Source organism: Tsuneonella sediminis, assembly GCF_051912845.1.
Classification (GTDB): domain Bacteria; phylum Pseudomonadota; class Alphaproteobacteria; order Sphingomonadales; family Sphingomonadaceae; genus Tsuneonella; species Tsuneonella sediminis.
In genome coordinates, this window is sequence record NZ_JBNCBU010000002.1 from 114,882 (window position 1) to 128,634 (window position 13,753).

At 69.1% G+C, this 13,753-nt stretch carries 11 protein-coding genes; 1 reads left to right on the forward strand and 10 read right to left on the reverse strand.

Annotation, left to right across the window (positions count from 1 at the left end; translation table 11 throughout):
- Positions 1–17 precede the first annotated feature (17 nt).
- The 8 genes from ACPV3N_RS11200 to ACPV3N_RS11235 form a co-directional block, all read right to left on the reverse strand.
- Positions 18–1,124 carry a TraB/TrbI/VirB10 family type IV secretion system protein gene (locus ACPV3N_RS11200; protein ID WP_440117774.1) on the reverse strand — a complete coding sequence of 369 codons (1,107 nt, stop codon included), beginning with the start codon at positions 1,122–1,124 and terminating at the stop codon, positions 18–20.
- On the reverse strand, positions 1,124–1,930 hold the full coding sequence (locus tag ACPV3N_RS11205; RefSeq protein WP_440117776.1) for a TrbG/VirB9 family P-type conjugative transfer protein: 807 nt from the start codon (positions 1,928–1,930) through the stop codon (positions 1,124–1,126). Before ACPV3N_RS11205 ends, ACPV3N_RS11200 begins: the two co-directional genes overlap by 1 nt.
- Positions 1,927–3,108 carry a TrbL/VirB6 family protein gene (locus tag ACPV3N_RS11210; protein WP_440117778.1) on the reverse strand — a complete coding sequence of 394 codons (1,182 nt, stop codon included), beginning with the start codon at positions 3,106–3,108 and terminating at the stop codon, positions 1,927–1,929. Before ACPV3N_RS11210 ends, ACPV3N_RS11205 begins: the two co-directional genes overlap by 4 nt.
- Complete coding sequence (locus ACPV3N_RS11215; protein WP_440117780.1) at positions 3,105–5,549, reverse strand: VirB4 family type IV secretion/conjugal transfer ATPase; 2,445 nt, start codon at positions 5,547–5,549, stop codon at positions 3,105–3,107. The genes ACPV3N_RS11210 and ACPV3N_RS11215 overlap by 4 nt, the downstream gene beginning before the upstream one ends.
- Before the next feature lie 31 nt (positions 5,550–5,580).
- Complete coding sequence (locus ACPV3N_RS11220) at positions 5,581–5,862, reverse strand: VirB3 family type IV secretion system protein (protein WP_440117782.1); 282 nt, start codon at positions 5,860–5,862, stop codon at positions 5,581–5,583.
- Positions 5,863–5,865: 3 nt separating this feature from the next.
- Positions 5,866–6,162, reverse strand: a complete 297-nt coding sequence (locus ACPV3N_RS11225; protein ID WP_440117784.1) for a TrbC/VirB2 family protein — start codon at positions 6,160–6,162, stop codon at positions 5,866–5,868.
- Between the two features lie 5 nt (positions 6,163–6,167).
- The gene (locus tag ACPV3N_RS11230; RefSeq protein ID WP_440117786.1) at positions 6,168–6,794 is read right to left on the reverse strand and encodes a lytic transglycosylase domain-containing protein; all 627 of its coding nucleotides are present in this window, start codon (positions 6,792–6,794) and stop codon (positions 6,168–6,170) included.
- A 206-nt stretch (positions 6,795–7,000) separates the two neighbouring features.
- Positions 7,001–9,529 carry a DUF2339 domain-containing protein gene (locus ACPV3N_RS11235; RefSeq protein WP_440117788.1) on the reverse strand — a complete coding sequence of 843 codons (2,529 nt, stop codon included), beginning with the start codon at positions 9,527–9,529 and terminating at the stop codon, positions 7,001–7,003.
- 84 nt (positions 9,530–9,613) lie between these two features.
- Between ACPV3N_RS11235 and ACPV3N_RS11240 the strand changes: the two genes are divergently transcribed.
- On the forward strand, positions 9,614–10,378 hold the full coding sequence (locus ACPV3N_RS11240; RefSeq protein WP_440117790.1) for a Crp/Fnr family transcriptional regulator: 765 nt from the start codon (positions 9,614–9,616) through the stop codon (positions 10,376–10,378).
- A gap of 19 nt (positions 10,379–10,397) precedes the next feature.
- Here ACPV3N_RS11240 and ACPV3N_RS11245 read toward each other — a convergent pair whose 3' ends face one another.
- Together ACPV3N_RS11245 and eda are read right to left on the reverse strand one after the other, a co-directional pair.
- Positions 10,398–13,160 carry a phosphoenolpyruvate carboxylase gene (locus ACPV3N_RS11245; protein WP_440117792.1) on the reverse strand — a complete coding sequence of 921 codons (2,763 nt, stop codon included), beginning with the start codon at positions 13,158–13,160 and terminating at the stop codon, positions 10,398–10,400.
- Entirely contained in the window at positions 13,157–13,750 is a 594-nt protein-coding gene (eda, locus tag ACPV3N_RS11250) for a bifunctional 4-hydroxy-2-oxoglutarate aldolase/2-dehydro-3-deoxy-phosphogluconate aldolase (protein ID WP_440118011.1), read from the reverse strand. Before eda ends, ACPV3N_RS11245 begins: the two co-directional genes overlap by 4 nt.
- Between the last annotated feature and the right edge of the window lie 3 nt (positions 13,751–13,753).

Sequence of the window (13,753 nt, forward strand, 5' to 3'; positions counted from 1 at the left end):
TGCCCGCGGACCTGCGCCTACTTCACCGACGAGAAGTCGAGGTCGCGCGCGGTGAACACGCGGATCGGCTCGCCCGCCCGCACCCGCACCGTGGGCGGGATCTGGCCGTCCTGCTGCGCCGCGGTCTGTGCAGCGCTGGCCCCGCCGCCCAGCACCACCGATGCCCCGCCGGTCGCCAGCCCGCCGATTACCGAAAGCAGCATCGACGAGCCGAACCGGCGGAAGAAATGGCTGTTGACCCTGCCCTCGAGCCCGGTCGTGCCGTCGAAGCCGACCGCCGGAGAGGCAAGGTTGACGGAGGCACCGTCGGGCCGGATCAGTCGCGTCCAGATCACGTAGGCGCGCTTCTGCCCGCCCTGCAGGCCCGACTGGTACTGGCCGATCAGCCGGCTGGAGCGGGGGACCAGCACGCGGGTTCCGTCGAAGCTGCGCACGTCCTGGCTCACCACCGCGCGCACGTAGCCCGGCACGTCGGTGTTGATCGCCGTCTCGAGCACCGCCGGAATCAGCGTGCCCTGGGTGACGGTGGTCTGCGGATTGACCATCGCCCGGGCCTGTGCCGGAGCGCCGCCGACGCCGCCGATCTTGCTGGCAAAGTCGTTCGCGCTGCCGGCGCCGGCCGGACCCTCGCCGGCGGGCCCCGGTGCCGCCTCGCCCAGCCCGCCGCCCGGCAGGCTGCTGGCGTCGAATACCACCGTGGGGTTCGAATAGGGGTTGGCCTGGACGCCCTGTACCGGCTGGATCGGCTGGGCATAGACCGGCTGAGGGGCCGGGTCGGGCCGGGGCGCGACCGCGGCCTGCTGGGGCGTCGGCACGACGGTGGTGACGGCTTGCGCCGGAACCGCGGGAGCTTGTTCGACAGGCTGCGGGCTTCCCACGCCTTCGGCCTTTTCCGTGCGCGCGGCGTTCATGCTCCACAGCGTAACCGCCCCGAGCAGCCCGATGACGGCAACGCCGGCAGCCAGGCCAAGCCCGTCGGATTTCCCCTTGCGCTGGGTGACCGCGGGAAAGGCATTGCGGCTGGCGAGATCGATGATCTCGGCGCTCTCGCCCTCGCGGGGGTCGAGATCGCCCGAGGCGGGTTCTCCGGCCTTCTTCGCCGGCAGTCGCATGGCGAGGCGCATCAGCGGTTCCCTTCCTTGATCTGCGCATCCGAGCGGGCGAGCGCGGCCTGCGGCGAAGCCGGTGCGGGCGCAGCGCGGACGGGTGCTGCGTTGACGAGCGTGGCGGCATCCTTGCCCGAGCGCAGGACGATTTCGCGCGGGACCCCGTCGACGACGATCACGTCGCCCCGCACGGTGAAGTTGACCGGGCCTTCGGTGCCCTTTTCGTCCTTGATCAGGATCGCCGGCACCGGGCTGCCCGCCGGCCAAGCGAGGAACGTCGCCGCACCGTCGTCGTAGGTTCGCGCCGGAAGCAGCTTGCGGTCGCCCTTGCCTTCCCAAGCGAAATTGAGATCGGCCGGGTCGGTTACCGCCTGCGGGTTGGTGGCGGCCGCGAGTTCCTCTTCGGTGGGCGCCTCGTTCGCTGCGAGCTGCGCCGCGGGCCTGGGTTCTTCGGGGTAGGCGAACTTGAGGACGTAGATCGGCTGCGCACGCGCAGAGGCGACCAGATCGAACAGGTAGGTATGGCGGTCCGTCACCACGGTCATGTTGGTTGCGGCACTCGGGCTCAGCGGCTTCACGAACAGCAGGTTGGCCCGCTTGTTGGGGGTGACCTGCCAGGCCTCGCTGTCGCCGATCGCGACGTTCTCGATATGCTCGTCCTCGCCGAACTGGATCGTCGCCTGGACCTTGGTCCGGCCTTCGATGCGGACGACCTTTCCGGCATCGTACAACTTTTCGACGATGCGCGCGTCGTCCGCGTGCGCGGGGGCGAAGGCGGTGCCCATCGCCGCGAGCAGGGTGAGCGCAAGGCTTGCGCGGATCATTTCACTTTCTCCGATAGGCGCGGGGGCGGCGATTTGTAGCGGCTGCCGATGCCACGTGCGCGCCCGGTGCTTCCCATCGCCGAACCCGCCTGACCGGCGGCTGAAGCAACGGGGGCCGCGACCACGCGCGTGTCGCGGGTGCCGCCGCCTGCGGCGGCGATGCCGATGTCGTTGGCGGCCGGCGCGGTAGCGAACGCGGTCACCGGGATGCGCCGCTCTCCTGCATTCGAGGGTTGGTTCGCCCCTGTCGAGGCCGGGGTGGCGGCTGGAACCACCGTCGGGGCGGCCGCGGACGATGTGCCCCCGCCCCGCTCACCCTTCTCGGGCACCAGCCCGAAGACCCGCCATCCGCCAACCATGGTCCCGGCGACCTTGAGCACCATAATCATCAGGGCCATGTGAACCGCGCCGACGAGAAAGAATGCCATCGCCGCCTGTGGATCGATCTGTCCCGGCGTTTGCACCAGCACGGCGAGGATCGGCACCGCGAGTTCGAGCATGACGCTTCCCCCCAGCACCGCGAACAACGGTACGAGCGCCAGCATGACGAGTCCCTTGAGCCAGCCGGTAAACAGCCCCCGGGTGCTGCCGAACAGCGCCATGACGACGAAAATAGGCCCCACCGCGACCAGCACGGCGAGCGCGATGCGCGCGGTGACGAGCACGCCCACAGTGCCGAGCAGGAACAGCATCGCGCCAAGCCACATCATGCCCTCGGGCGAGAATGCGCCGATGTTCTTACCCTCGACCTGCGGACTTGCCCGCTGCAGTGCCTGGAAAACCACGTCGATCTTCTGCGCGAAGACCTGCGTCGCGCTCTCGCGGCTGCCGGTGATCACGCCGGCGATCCAGTCGGGCCCGGCGACGGTGAAGTTCAGAACGAGCGTGCTGTAGGCGACCCAGCTGGTGACAACGGTCAGCACCGCGCCGATGGTCATCATCCGGGGCGTGAGCGAGCGGACCGATAGGTTTGCGCGGCCGAGCAGCAGGTTGATGCCGAACCAGGCGACGAACAGGCCGAGCAGGATCGTAAGCGTCGTGACCATCGCCCCGCCAGGCGCGAATAGCCGCCCGAACGCCGAGGCCATCGTTTCGCCGGCCACGCAATCGACCGCCTGAAGCGCTGCGGCAACGCCATTGCCGACCCCCTGGGCCGCCTGGTCGCAGGCCGCGCTCATTCGGCTGCCTGGCGGAACGGGATGTCGCCGCCGCCTCCTTCCAGCGCACTGCCCTCGATCCCCGATCCCCCGGGCCATGCGTGGCCGGTCAGCGCGGGGAACCAGTCGGCGGGGTTGTCGCCCACCGCCTCGCGCAGCAGGTCGAGACGGCGCACGGTGCTTTCGCGTCCCGACAGGACCGCAAGCACTTCCGGTGCGCCGGACAGGTCGAGCCGCACCACCACGCTCGCATCGGGCTGGCGGATCAGGAACGCACGGCTGTGCGCCGGCAGGCTGCGGATCAGCGCAAGTTCGTGGCTGGTGAGGCCGAACCCGTCGCAGTAGTCCTCGGCCCGCGCGCGGGCATTGGGCATGAAGATCATCGTCGCGGTCTGCTCGACGAGCGCTGTCGCGATCCGGCTCTCGAGCGCGTCGCGCGCCGACTGCGTCGCAAAGCCCACCAGCGCGTTGCGCTTGCGCAGCGTCTTCAGCCAGTCGCGAATGCGCGCGGCGAATACCTCGTCGTCGAGCGCCTTCCAGCCCTCGTCGATCAGGATCATTGTCGGCTTGCCGTCGAGCCGCTCCTCGATCCGGTGGAAGAGGTACATCATCGTAGGGGTGCGCAGCCGCGGGTTCTCGAGCAGCGCGGTCATGTCGAAACCCAGCACCCGCGCCCCGAGGTCGAGCTCGTCCCTCTCGTTGTCGAACAGCCAGGCATGCTCGCCGCCCGCGATCCACGCCGACAGCCGGTCGGCCAGATCGCCCGGGCGGGGACGCCGGGCGCCCGAAAGCAGTTCGCGGAAGTGCCGGAGGCGGCGCAGCGAGGCGTCGTTCGCATAGGCCGCATCGACTGCGCCGGCGATCGTCGCCAGTTCCTCCGGTCCGTCGGCCTTGAGGAGAACTCCGAGCCAGTCGCGCAGGAACGCGCGGTTGGTCGGCGTATCCGGCAAGGCGAGCGGGTTGAACCCGGTCGGCTCGCCGCTCGCGATCCGATCATAGCGCCCGCCGATGCCCCTGATGAACAGTTCGGCCCCGCGGTCCTTGTCGAACAGGATCGTGCGCGGGGCGAACTTCTGCGCTTGTGCGGCGAGGAAGTTCATCACCACGGTCTTGCCCGATCCCGAGGGGCCAATGACGGTGAAGTTGCCAAGGTCCCCGGTGTGGAAATTGAAGAAGAACGGGGTGCGGCTGGTGGTCTGCAGCAGCGTGACCGCCTCGCCCCAGTGATTGCCCTCGGCCTGGCCGAGAGCCATGCCGTGCAGGGATCCGAAGCTCGCCATGTTGGCGCTCGAGATCATCGCACGGCGGGCGATGTAGGCCTCATTGCCGGGAAACTGGCCCCAGAACGCCGGTTCGAGGTTGGTATCCTCGCGCACCACGATGGCGCCGGTGTCCGCGAGCGCCGCCGCACAGGCCGCGGTTGCCTCGTCGAGCTCCGGCAGGGTCGCCTCGCGCACCAGAACCGTCAGGTGGTGATCGCCGAAGCCGACCGCGCCGTTGCCCAGCGCATCGCGCGCGGCGAGCATGTCGGCGCGCTCGGCCATAGCCTCCTCGTCGGCCGACTTGAGGCGGCGGATCGCAAGATCCATCCGCTCCCGCGCCGTCGTCCGCTCGGACGGGGCGTAGCTTTCCGAGACGATCATCTCGAACGGCTGGCGCAGCAGCGCATCGAGCAGGCCGGGGCTGGTCGCCTCGGGGTAATCCTTGAGGCTGAGGATCGCGGCGAAATCAGGCTCGCCGCTTCCCCGCAACTCCATCGCGTCGAGTCCGAAGCTCGCCCGGCGATAGGGCAGCATCTGGCCGATGTCGGTGTCTTCGGCCGGGCGGCGCACCGGCCGCATCTCGCCGTTGTAGAGCGCGGAGAGCAGCTCGAGGATCTCGTTGTTGGTCGCCCCGCTCGGCCCCTGGTAGTCGTCGAGCAGCGCCGCGCCATAGGCCTGCAGCGATGCGACGAGTCCCGTGGCGGCGGCCTTGAGCGCGCGCACGTCGCGGGGATCGGGCTCGATCTCCCGGCGCCCCTTGCGCGACCACATCTTGCCCGCGCGTTCGGCAAGGCCCGCTTTCCCCCGGGCGGGCCGGCGGATCAGGGTAACGAACTGGTCGTTCACGAATAGCGAGCCGCCCGCGAGCCGTTCCTTCCAGCGGCGGTCGATGTGCGCTGTCAGCGGGTCGGGGAACGCGGCCTCAAGCTCGATTTCCACCCTGCGGCGGATGACATGATGGTACAGCACGAAGCGTGCATCGAGCGTCGAGCGCAGCATGACCTCGCGCGTCGCAGCGTGGTGGTTGAGAGCGTCCGAATCCTCGGTCTCGAACAGCAGGCCGGGAACCTGGAGCGCGGTCATCACGCTGCCGTCGCGCAGCAGCAGCGTGCTGCCGTCGATCAGCCGCGCATAGGGCAGGCGGTCGCCGGCGCGGGCTTCCTTCGCGCTCCAGGCGGCGGCGCCAATCCACTTGCTCATGACCGTTTGCTCATACTCGCCAATCCTTCCGTCAGGCGGCGTAACTGTTGCAGCCCCAGCGCTTCCAGTTCGGGACGCGGGGGCATCTGCTGACCTTGGTCAGCCAGAGATCGAATACGCGAGGCTCACGCAGGCAGGCAAAATAGCCGACGAGGTGGAACACTGCCGCCGCGGGCAGCGCCCACCAGCTACCGGTGATCAGGAACAGCTCGGTCGTCAGCGCGAAGTTGATGATGAAATAGTTGTACGTCACGCCCGCGAACATCTGCGGGCGGGTCAGCGCGCGATGGACGGGATGGCGGACCAGTTCCATTGCTCAGCTCGCCGCCGCAGCGCCCTGGATGCCGGCGACGATGCTCGCCGAACCGAACAAAATGAACACGCCGATGATCACGGTCGCGCCAAAGCGCCAGTTGAGCCGGCCGGTGAGCATCATGAAGCCGACCGCCGCGACCGCCATCACCGCGACCGCGGTGGCGACGTTGCCGAGCAGCGTGCCCTGGAGCCACGACAGCGCGGCGACGATCGGACCCGACCCTTGCGGATCCTGCGCGAAGGCGGCGCTGGAGACGGCGACCAGGGACAAAGGAAGGAAGCGGGTGAAGCGGATCATACGGGTCAGTTCGGCTTTCGTGAGTGATCGGAGAGGCGGCCCATGATGGCGGCCACGTACCCCTGGGTTTCGCGTATGCGCGGGATGCCCCCAGCCGCGATCACGCGACCGGGTCCGGCGTTGTAGGCTGCAAGCGCCTTTTCGATGTCGCCGTCGAAGCGGTCCATCTGCTCGCGCAGGTAACGCGCGCCGCCCTCGAGATTGGCGAACGGATCGTCGGGGTCGACCCCAAGGTAGCTTGCCGTGCCCGGCATCAGCTGCGCCAGCCCGCGCGCGCCGACCGGCGAGCGCGCGGCAGCATTCCAGCGGCTTTCCTGCCAGACCATCGCTTCGATCAGCGCCGGCGAAAGGTCGAACCGCCGGGCGAGTTCGTGCACCTTGGCGGCGTAGAGCGCGGGAACCAGACCCGCCTGTGCTGCAGCATCGGCTATGGCATGCGGCGGTACCGGAAAGTCCGCCGCGAGCTCGACCAGTTCGGGTGCGGGCGCCGAAGCCGGCACGGGCGCGGCCGCATGCGCGCCGGAAATCCAGCGCGGCCCCTGCGGACCGATCTCCATCACGTCGGCGTGAGCGGGTACCGCGGCGCAAGTCAGCGCCAGCACGGCAAACCCTCCCATCCGGGACAGAATCATCGCACAACCCTCCATCCAGGCCCCCGTGCCTACACTAAATGTTACGCGGGTGACAGATTCCTGAACCGGGATCGGCAAACCATCGTCAAAAAATCAGCTTCGCGGCCCGTGGCCGGTCTCTTGCAACTTCCGTGACTTAGCCAAAGGGCTGCGCGAAGCTGGCCATCCGGACCCCGGGACGAGCCGCCGGATCGACCCGTCTGCCATCACGCCGCAGCCGTCCGCAACTGGCGGTTGTAGAACCAGCCGATGCCGATGAGGCTGAAGCCAAGCGCCATGAACGAGGCGACCCGGCCCAGCCCCTCGAGGCCGGCAGCGTCGACGAGGAACACCTTGAGCACCGCGGCGACCATCACCGCCAGCGAACCCACCCGCCAGGTGCGCCCTCCCCGCCCGCGAGACCCCCACAGCAGGAACAGCGCCGCCAGCACGATGGCGGTGAACGAGCGCAGCAGGTCCTCGGTCGGTGAGACGGGCGGGGCCATCAGGAGCGAACCGGCAAAGGCCTGTCGCAGTTCGGACAGCGCAAACGCGGCGAGAACGGCCATCGTCGCCGCATCGATGCTCCACCCCAGCCAGGGCGGCTCCTTCGCCAGCCGGTGACCGACGAGAAGAAGCGCGGCGAGAGGGGCGGCATACATCGCGACAAGCGCGTTCGCGATCGGGAGCGGACCGACCGCTTGCTCGCTCCAAAGCGGGTTATGGAGGACCAGCGAAAACCAGCCGAAATGTAAAAGCGCACCTATCGCGAGTGCCAGACCCGCACGGGTAAGGCCCCGGGCGAGCGCGAGCCATGCGCCTCCCACAAGGAGTGCCTGCCAGAGTGAGCGTTCAACCACCCCCGTATCGACGAAATCGGCGCCCGCTACTCCCGCAAAGAGTACGCGGAAGCCCACGTGCACGGCAACGAGGCAGCCTGCAAACGCCGCCGCCTCGAGGACCCGTCGCAGCGCGGCGTGCGGCACGCCAGCCCGGCGCCACGCGGCCGATAGGAAAGCGATTGGCAGGAGGTCGAGTGCAACTGTCCGCAATGCCGGCAGCTTTTCCACCGTTACCGGCACGCCGACCAATCCCTCTAGCCCAGCCCTGAGCCAGGTGCCGAGGGGATCAAGCGCCCACAGCGCAGCGATGGCCCACAATGCCGCAATCGCGCCGAAGGCCCGTCCCGTGCGCAGCGCGAAGCTCGCCGCGACGATCGCCGCCGCCCACGGCATTGCGCCTTCCGGCAGGACCTGCGCGGCGGCGTCATAGGCGGCAATCGCGGCGATGCCCTGAGCAGTCCATACCCAACGTGGATCGATTCCGGCGGACCGGCCTGCGAGCAGGGCCGCCCCCACCGCGATGCCAGCGGTCGCTACGAGCGCGAGCGCGAGCCCGGGCGAAGGGGCATCGGCAAGCCCGTCGATGAAGCGCAGGTGGATCGCGATCGCAAGCCCGAGGGCAACGAGCGCCGCCTGCGCAACGTCGATCGTCCGGCCCGCTGCGCGCCCCAACTGCACGAGCGGCACGCCGGCGAAGATGGCGGCGAGACCCCCCGCGACGAGACCGAATTCCTGCGCTTGCGCCGATGGCCATAACGCAACGAGCGCCATGGCGACAGCGGCAGCGACCGCGTTCGCCTCGCGCATCGCCGGCTCGCGCCAGCCAAACCACGCGAGCGCGGCGCCCAGCAGCATGTAGAGCCCCCATTCCAGTCCGCCGAACCCGCCCTGCTGGACCAGTATGGCGAGTTGCAGCGCAGCAAGGCCCGATGCGCCGACCCGGACGAGCCGGCCAGGCCGGGCGCCGGTCCCCGAGAGAGCCGGCAGGACGGCGCCCAAAAGCACCAGATAGGCGCCCAGCACGGCGGTTTCCGGCGTTCGCTCCGTTCCGCCCGCGATGAGCAACGCGCCCCATCCCAGCCCCCCGGCAAGCGCGGCAATGCCCAGCCAGGCGCGGCCCTGCCGGCGTCCGGTAAAGGCGAGGCCTGCGGTCACCAGCGCGAGGTAGAGTGTGAGGAGGGGCAGGTTAGCGTCCTCGCTGCCCACGAGCGCGGGGGCGGCGAACCCGCCGACGAGCGCGAGGATGGCGCTCGGCAGTCCGAATCGGAACGACAGTCCGATCGCCGCGCCGGTCACGCCGGCCAGTGCCACGAACGCCGCGCCCGAGCCGATCAGCCCGTAAGCGCTTCCGGCAAGATAAAAGGCGGCATAAAGCGTCGCGAGGCCTGCGCCGGCCAGCGCCTGCGCGACGCGCGGGTCGGCAACCCTTTCGCGCCAGCGAAATGCGGCCTCGGCGCCGCCGACAAGGGCGAGACCGAACAGTCCCGCGAGCAGCACTCGCACCGCCGGGGTCAGCAGGCCCGCGTCGATCGACCAGCGGACAAGAAAAATCCCCGCCACCGCGAGGGTCACTCCGCCGACCCATATCGGCAGCAACCGCCCGAAGACGTCCTCGAAATCGAAGCGCGGCACCGCCAGGCGGCCCCATCCCGCGGCGCGCTCGTGCAAAGCGCCAGGCGGGCCAGACGACAGACCTGCAAGCGCCGCGGCATCGGCTGCCGGTCCGTGCGCAGCGGCCGGGACGGGCAAGTCGGGTTCCATCGCGCGTCCGGCAGGAACCGCGCCCGGCGCCGGGCGCGACACGCCGCCGCGCAGTTCGCTCCGCAGCTGCGCCAGCTCGCGCTCGAGCCGGCTCACCCGTCGCCAGACGAAAGCCACGACCCCAATCAGGGCCAGAACGACGAGTCCCTCCATCACCCGGCACCGTCCACCCCGGTCGCGGTTTTTTCAAGCCGGCCCGGAACCGAATGCACATCCGTTCGATAAAACGAGGACGTGGTGGACGATGTCAGACGATACCCCCTGACGGGCCGTTTCCTCATGGGACGGTCCCGCCACGCCATGGGCGAGCGGGAAAAGGAACTGCTCGAGCAATCGATCGAGGAAGTCGTGGACCTGGAAGGCCAGGCGTGCCTCCTGGCCCGGGGCCAGCTGACCGACCGGTCGACCATGCTGATAGACGGTTTCATCGTGCGCACGATCACAGAGCACGACCGGCGTTATATCGTGGGCATCCAGGTGCCGGGAGATTTCGTCGACCTTCATGCCTTTGCCCTGAAGCGCCTCGATCACGACGTCGTCACGCTGGGACCGGCGCGCGTAGGGCTTGTCTCGCATGCGCGAATTGCAGACATTCACGCGAACGAACCCCACCTTTCGCGGCTGTTCTGGTTCTCGACGCTGCTCGATGCCGCGATCCACCGGCAGTGGACGCTCAAGCTCGAGCAGCTGAAGGCCAGCCGCCGCGTGTCGCACCGCCTGTCGGAAATCTGGCGGCGTCTCGAGATGGTCGGACTCGGTCGGGCGAACGGGTTTCGTGCCCCGCTGACCCAGACCGACCTTGCCGACATGTGCGGCACGACCGCGATTCACATGAACCGGGCGCTGTCCGAACTGCGGCGCGCGGAAATCGCCGAGTTTCGCCGCGGGCTGGTCGTCGTGCCCAACCGGACGAAGCTGGAGCGCCACGGCGACTTTGACCCCGGTTATCTCTACGGGCACGGACCGCTCTACATCGAGGACAAGCTCGACGGGATCGACTGACGCGCCTGGCGGTCTCGCCTCAGCCGTGCGCACCGAAAAGGTTGGCGATCGCCACCGAAACTCTCAGTGACAGGGCGTGGGCTGCCTCGATCGGCTCGATGAATTCGCGATGGATCGCGGCGTAGCCCTCGCCTTCGCCGTCCGGATAGGAGCCGGGCTCGTCAACCGCGTAGTCGCTCGTCCGGCTGACCTGGGCCGGGTAGGCCCGCCGCAGCTGCGCCAGGGCGTCGTCGATCCGAAGGGTGAAGACCATCTCCAGCACGTCGTCGCGGCTGATGTCGTTGGCGCGGGCGAACGCCGGGATGCTTACCGCCTTGAGGAACATGTGCTGAAGGAGCGCCAGCCGCAGCGCCTGCAGCACTCCGATCTCGCGCCGCACCTGTTCGCGAGTGGGCAGCAGGCTGTCGTCGGGCACGAGGTCGAGCAGGCGATGCAACTTGAGCGCGTCGACACGCAGACGCGACGCGAGTCGGCGGAACACGCCGTTGCGATCGTCCTTGGTGAGATACTCGGCCAGCGCCGCGCAGGCGGGAGCGAGATGTTCTTCCGTCCCGCGATAGGTGCGGCTTGCCCAGTAGGCCGAATTGAAGAGCTCGCCGTAGGCGGCCACCGTCTTGATGCTGGCCAGCGCATTCGCCGCGCGGACTAGCCGCACGATCTGCCGCCCGCGCGGGCTTTCGCGCAGCAGCGCGGCCATGTCCTCGAGATTGCCGTCCGCCGCGCTGCCCACGCCGGCGATGATGTTCACCGGATAGCCGAGCTGCTGGAGAATGGCGTTGTGCGGGATTGCGCGGATCTGGCGCAGCGACATGTCGCGGTCGGCGGCGAGGTCCGACTGGCGGCGCGACCTGCGGCTACCGGTCTCTACCAGCATGCCAAGGCCGAACGCGGTGATCGCGCGGGCATATGTCCGGCTTTCGAGATGGTCGCGCTGGTGGTCCTTGATGGCCCGGTAGAAGTCGAGGCTGAGGTCGGTGCGGCGGTAGAACGGGTCCGCGGGCGCATCGGCATCGGTGTCGGCCGGACGCAGCGACGCGATGCGGGTCAGCGTGGCGAGTGCCAGTTCGGGTGTGAAGAAGAACAGGTAGCCGTCGCCCCCCTGAAAGCTGACCTCGGGTTCGAGCGCGATTCCCGCCCGCACGAACCGGCGGCGCGCCCAGGGGGACAGCGGCCACTCGAGCCGGTCGGCGAACCCGGACGGGTGGGCACCGCGCCCCATGCTCTCGCCGTGCGTGTCGAAGATCAACGCGGCGACGTCGGTCAGTCCGTTGGCTTCCATCGCGGCCGCGAGCCGCCCCTGGAGGCGCTCGATCGCGAGGCTCGCCGGAATCTGCCCCACGAACCGGCCCGCGTCGGAAAATCCCGTTTGCACTGCGACCCGGCCGCGGGCGCGGGCATAGGTCTGGTAGGCCGGCTCTGCGAGGAGCGAATCGAACAGGCGGCCGCCGTGCTCGAGCGCGCTCTCGGTCTCGAACAGTGGCGATACGTCGACCTTGTCCGCGATGCCGAACAGCTTGGCGAAGTAGAGCGCGGCCAGCACGGTCGCCGGCTGTTCGCACTCGGCGATGAGCATTCTGATCGGGGCGTCGGCGTCGACGTGATGGAGGATCTGCGCCATCGCGAGGAACTGGCGGATCGCGGTGGAACTCTCGACCGCGAGTGCGGCGAAATTGGCCTTCAGCGGCGTGACGCCCGTCAGCATCGCGCGGAGCGTGGCGATTGCGCCGCGGCTGCCGATGTCGATCTCGTGCCCCTCGGGAAGCCGGCGGCGGATCGCGTTGTGAAGCTGGCTGGCGTTCACCCGGAAGTGGATCCAGCCCATTCCCAGGCCGTCCGCGCGCATTGCCGCGGCCAGCGTGCGCATGGCCACCGCCCGGTCGCCGTCCGCCTCGCGCTCGAGCTGCTCGATCACGGGGCGAAGCGAAAGCAGCTTGTCGGGATGATCCGCGGTCAGGCGGTTGGCTGCTCCCGACAGCGCCGCAGGGTCCGAGAGATCGTCCGTGAAGGCATGGGCGTGCAGCGCAGCGTGCTCTCCGGCGCGGCGCAGCGTTCCGACCAGTTCGTGACCAGGCGCAATATCCTCAAGCACATCGGCGTATCGCGAGAGCCGCATCGCCTTCTCGCCCAGGCGATAGGCAATCGAGGTGTGCCACTTGATGTCGGTGCGGCCGTCCATGTCGTAGCCCACCCATGTGGCGAAGCGGAACGGCAGCGGATCGAACTCGGTCCAGCGATCGGGCCATCGCTCCTTCGCCGAGGCGAGCAGGTCGCGGACGATGCGATCACGCGCGTCCTGCGCATGGCCGATCGCCCGCATCGCGCGTCCGTGTTCATAATCGAGAGTTACCGGGGGCCGCTCTCCCGCGACGACACAGACACTCTCGTCAATCCCGCCCGGCCCGCTCGCTGCATCGGCGACCGAATCGGCCTCGGCGGGGCCGAGCAGGAAGGTCGGGTGCGCGGTGAACACCGCGTGGAGCTGCGGGCGCGACCAGCGAGCGGCGAACGCATCGAAGTCCGCTTCCTCTGCCACGAGTGCCGCGAGCGTCTCGGGAGCCTGGGTCGGCTCGACCAGCCGGCGCAGCCGCTCGGCCCGACTCTGCATTCCCGAGCATTCGAGTTCAGCGATCATCGCGCCCAAGCCGCCAAGCCCGAGCTTGCCGCTCTCGAGCTCGCGCGACAGGTCGAGCGACAGCTGAAAGACCGGATTGAACAGCGGCGTGTCGGCGGTTTGCCGATGATGAACGCGCAGGCGTTCGACGAGATCGGCAACCGTTTTCACGGCTTCAGCGCCGCGGCTTCGCGGGCCAGCGCCTCGACCCTGACGCGATCGGGCGCGCCCTTGGGCGAGACCCAGCTTCCGCCGACGCAGAGGACCGGTTCGAATGCCAGCCAATCCGGCGCGGTATCGAGGCCGATGCCCCCCGTGGGGCAGAAACGACACTGCCCGAACGGCGCGGCGAGCGCCTTCAGCGCGGGCAGGCCCCCTGCGGCCATCGCGGGGAAGAACTTGAAATGCGAAAGGCCAAGGTCGAGCCCGCGCATGATGTCGCCCGCGTTGGCGATCCCGGGCAGAAAGGGGATGCCGCTGTCGACCGCCGCCTTGCCGAGCCGGTCCGTCAGGCCGGGCGAGACGATGAACTCGCTACCGGCGTCGATCGCCTCTTGAAGCTGGTCCGGATTGGTGACCGTCCCCGCCCCGACGATCGCGCCGGCGACCTCCTTCATCGCGCGGATGGCGTCGAGCGCGGCCGGCGTGCGCAGGGTGACCTCGAGAACCGGCAATCCGCCGGCTACCAGCGCTTCGGCGAGCGGGACGGCGTGGGCCAGGTCGTCGATCACGATCACCGGGATTACCGGCGCGGCCTGCATGAT

Bases quoted from the DNA above. Each gene is read 5' to 3' on its own strand.
- ACPV3N_RS11210 (WP_440117778.1), bottom strand. From the start codon at position 3,108: ATGAGCGCGGCCTGCGACCAGGCGGCCCAGGGGGTCGGCAATGGCGTT.
- ACPV3N_RS11220 (WP_440117782.1), bottom strand. From the start codon at position 5,862: ATGGAACTGGTCCGCCATCCCGTCCATCGCGCGCTGACCCGCCCGCAG.
- ACPV3N_RS11215 (WP_440117780.1), bottom strand. From the start codon at position 5,549: ATGAGCAAGTGGATTGGCGCCGCCGCCTGGAGCGCGAAGGAAGCCCGC.
- ACPV3N_RS11230 (WP_440117786.1), bottom strand. From the start codon at position 6,794: ATGATTCTGTCCCGGATGGGAGGGTTTGCCGTGCTGGCGCTGACTTGC.
- ACPV3N_RS11200 (WP_440117774.1), bottom strand. From the start codon at position 1,124: ATGCGCCTCGCCATGCGACTGCCGGCGAAGAAGGCCGGAGAACCCGCC.
- ACPV3N_RS11225 (WP_440117784.1), bottom strand. From the start codon at position 6,162: ATGATCCGCTTCACCCGCTTCCTTCCTTTGTCCCTGGTCGCCGTCTCC.
- ACPV3N_RS11235 (WP_440117788.1), bottom strand. From the start codon at position 9,529: ATGGAGGGACTCGTCGTTCTGGCCCTGATTGGGGTCGTGGCTTTCGTC.
- eda (WP_440118011.1), bottom strand. From the start codon at position 13,750: ATGCAGGCCGCGCCGGTAATCCCGGTGATCGTGATCGACGACCTGGCC.
- ACPV3N_RS11205 (WP_440117776.1), bottom strand. From the start codon at position 1,930: ATGATCCGCGCAAGCCTTGCGCTCACCCTGCTCGCGGCGATGGGCACC.